General features: G+C 46.1%; 3 protein-coding genes. 2 read left to right on the top strand and 1 reads right to left on the bottom strand.

All coding sequences use genetic code 11. The annotated features are described in order from the left end of the window. Positions 1 to 187: 187 nt before the first annotated feature. Together CAG69_RS01380 and CAG69_RS01375 are read left to right on the top strand one after the other, a co-directional pair. Entirely contained in the window at positions 188 to 811 is a 624-nt protein-coding gene (locus CAG69_RS01380; protein ID WP_085343491.1) for a TPR domain-containing protein, read from the top strand. Positions 812 to 853: 42 nt separating this feature from the next. Next, positions 854 to 1,408: a hypothetical protein gene (locus CAG69_RS01375; RefSeq protein ID WP_161442348.1), complete on the top strand. Its 555-nt coding sequence runs from the start codon at positions 854 to 856 to the stop codon at positions 1,406 to 1,408. An 88-nt stretch (positions 1,409 to 1,496) separates the two neighbouring features. Here the strand turns inward: CAG69_RS01375 and nrfA are convergent, their stop codons facing one another. Then, on the bottom strand, positions 1,497 to 2,906 hold the full coding sequence (gene nrfA, locus CAG69_RS01370; RefSeq protein ID WP_202600665.1) for an ammonia-forming nitrite reductase cytochrome c552 subunit: 1,410 nt from the start codon (positions 2,904 to 2,906) through the stop codon (positions 1,497 to 1,499). Positions 2,907 to 3,241: the final 335 nt, after the last annotated feature.

Raw genomic sequence — 3,241 nt, 5'->3', positions numbered from 1 at the left:
CCGCAGGAAATAGTCATATGCAAATGTCAGATCACTACGCGCCTGCTAGGGCGCTGCCAGTAGGAGAGCCTTATAGGCGCATATGAAAAACCACCGGCTATGCCGGTGGATAGTTTTTGTACCTCTATCAACGCAATACAAGCATTAAACCAGTACACTAATACTCAGTTTGTCTAGGGAGCGCGTTATGTCTGTTTGGTTTTTCATTGCCATCACTTTGATGGGATTATTCGTCGTCGTATTATCGCTCAGCGCTTCAAGAGTAAGAGCGGCACAATGGTTCGGTTTTTGTGCTTTGGTATTAGTGTTAACCAGCGCTAGCTTCTTATTGTTGCGTCAATCTCCTCCACAACCTATTCAAGCTGAAGTCTCTCGAATGATGACTGCTCGCGATATCATGCAGGAAATTCAAGACCAATTGCGTGAAGACCCAAACAATGCCGAATTGTGGTTTCAGCTAGGGCAGGGCTACCTGCTAGAGGGAGAACTGGATGGTGCGCTGATTTGTTTTGATTACGCCATCCAACTGACTGAGCCAGTCGGTGCCACGCAACTTGCTGCGAAAGCGACGACCTTATACTACATTCACCAGCAATCAATGACGCAAGAAGTCAGTTTGCTTTTGGAGCAAGCTTTGCAGATAGAACCGCACAATGAAGCGGCTTTGTCTTTGATCGCCAACGACCACTTTGTTTCATTCCGCTTTCAGGAAGCCATTGATACTTGGGTGCTATTACTCGACTCTAACGATCCAAGCTTGGATCGAGTACAAATTATTAACTCGATCAATAAAGCTAAAGAGCTGTTGTAGGCGTAGACTCTAATTAGTAGTAGAAGAAAGGTGGGGGGATGAATGAAGAATAAAGCGTTCGGAATATTGGTGGTGCTGTGCGGCTCCGTGTTAGTGGGTTGTAGCTCTTCCGAACATTCTGGCACCTCATCTACGGTTTATTACTCTTCCGGTTATTACGACCCTTGGTGGTACGATCATGACGACTACTGGATTTATTACTATCCGGGTTGTTGCGACAACGACGATGAATACAAAGAGAAACTAGAAGAGTGGTGGAATGGCTTGGATGAAGAGCAACAGCAATCCATCAAAGACAAAGTCGAAGATTGGAAAGACGATGATATGTCCGCCAATATCGATAACATGAAGCGACAGCTTGACGATCATTGGCAATCGCTGCCTGACGAGCAAAAGCAGGAGATTCAAACCAAGTGGGAGAACCGCCCCGAGCGCATCGAGCCTACGGCTTTACAAGATAAAGCGGTGAAAGAAAAGGTTCAACAAAGAAAAGCATTGCCGGAAACGAAGATTCAGCGCCCAGTTACACGCCCAAATGTGCAGATGCCTAAAACACGTCCACATATTCAGCCTAGGCCGAGACTTCCTCGTCGCTAATCTGTTTTCCTCTGCCTTCTATCAAACAAAAAGGGCGCAACGTGCGCCCTTCGTTTTATCCATTTAACCTAGTGTAATCGATGCTGAATCAGTACGTTGCTTCGCGCTCAGCAGCTGCTTTATCCCATTCTGGTGCCACCGTTTCTAAGAAGTGCTTCTTATCTGCGTTCATCTTTTCCATATCCATACCTAGTGCTTGTTGCGCTTTTGCTTTGGTCGAGATATCTGGAATTTGAACTGGGTCAGTAATGCCTTTTGTTGCCAGTAAACGAACTAGCTTAGTACGAGCGTCAGCAGCGCGATCAACTGCGGTACCGAGTACTTCAAGTGCTACCTCAGGAGCATGCATGTGAACACCGTGAGAAGCAATCGCGTAGTCCCAACGCCATTGTGCATGGCGAATATCTTGTAGGATAGGTTGCATCTCTGCTTCTGTTGCTCCTGCTTCCCATGCTGCACCAGCTTCAAAGTGCGCTGCCACAATTTGCTTCTCGGCGGTTAGCTTCATGTTTAGTACTTGCGCTTTGCGAGTCGAAACGATGCCTTGTAGCTGCTCTTTGGTTTGAGTATGGCATTGCGCACAGGTGTCTTCAAAACGATCAAACGGGTTACCCACTTTGTGGTCGGTGTATACCGTACCGTCTTCTTTGGTTACTTTAGGCATGTGACAGTCCACACACACCACTTTGTTTTTGCCATGAATACCCGCTCTCCAAGTTTCGAAACCTGGGTGTTGTGCCTTGAGCATTGGTGCTTTAGAAACGGCGTGCGTCCAATCTTTAAAGTTCAACGCGTCGTAGTATTTCTCCATATCAGCGACGTTGGTCCCCATGTCCCATGGGAATTTGACTGCTTTAGTCGGACCTGTGAAGTAGTACTCGACATGACATTGAGCGCAGACTGACGCTTGTTTATCTAAGCGAGATTGTTGGTCAAAATTTTTGCCGATGGTGTCAAAAGCACGCTCGACGTATGGGCGAGTCAGTGCCAGTGCGGGTTCGCCCTTCTTGAAGGCTTCAGAACCCGTATTGTGACAGTCGGAACAACCGATAGGGTTGACGATTTCTGAGCCCAAGCGCGCCCATTTACCTTCAAAATAGCCGTCTTCACCGCGCTCTTCAATTACGCGGGCGACATCTGGGCTTTTACAACTCCAACAAGCCATCGGCATTGGCCCGGAGTTTTCGTCTGCTGGTGCGCCAGTTCTGAGGGTTTGCCTCACATCATCAAGCGCGTAAAAGTGACCGCGCGCTTTGTTGTAGTCTTTAGCAAAACCATAACCAGCCCACAAGATCACCATGTTTGGGTCTTCACTTAAGGCATCTTCAATATGCTCGCTTTCCGATGTGGCTTTCCAAGAGTGATATTGGTCAGGATGGTTTTGTTCAAAGGTATCATTGCGAGGCTCTATGAGACCAGTATCCTCTGCTGCCAAAGGAGCACCAACCAAAAATAATTGGCTGGCGAATAAGGTCGCAACCGCGATAGGTGCGCTCATCCAGTGTTTTATGCTCACGGTGTTATCTCCATATTCGTTTTTATTAGCAGCGTTGTGAGGAGCTATTCCAAATAAGAATCGGAGATCTATCGTTAATATTAATAGTGAATTGAATAGATGAAATAGTGACCGAAATTGGCCTTGTTTTAGATCAATTTATGCTAGTGATCTTAATCATGTTTAAGTTCATATACCCCTAAAGTGGTATGTTGTAATCCCCTTTAATCACAGCGTGTTATGGGTATAACCATTCTAAAAATAAGGTGATTAAGGTCGCTTTTTGAACATGTGATTCTACCTCTTAGGAATTATAGAGGTATTATAAATACAGGTTT

Origin of the sequence: Vibrio sp. V43_P6S15P86 (assembly GCF_009904725.1) — a bacterium.
GTDB lineage: Bacteria > Pseudomonadota > Gammaproteobacteria > Enterobacterales > Vibrionaceae > Vibrio > Vibrio diabolicus.
This window is presented reverse-complemented; position numbering and strand designations above follow the sequence as displayed.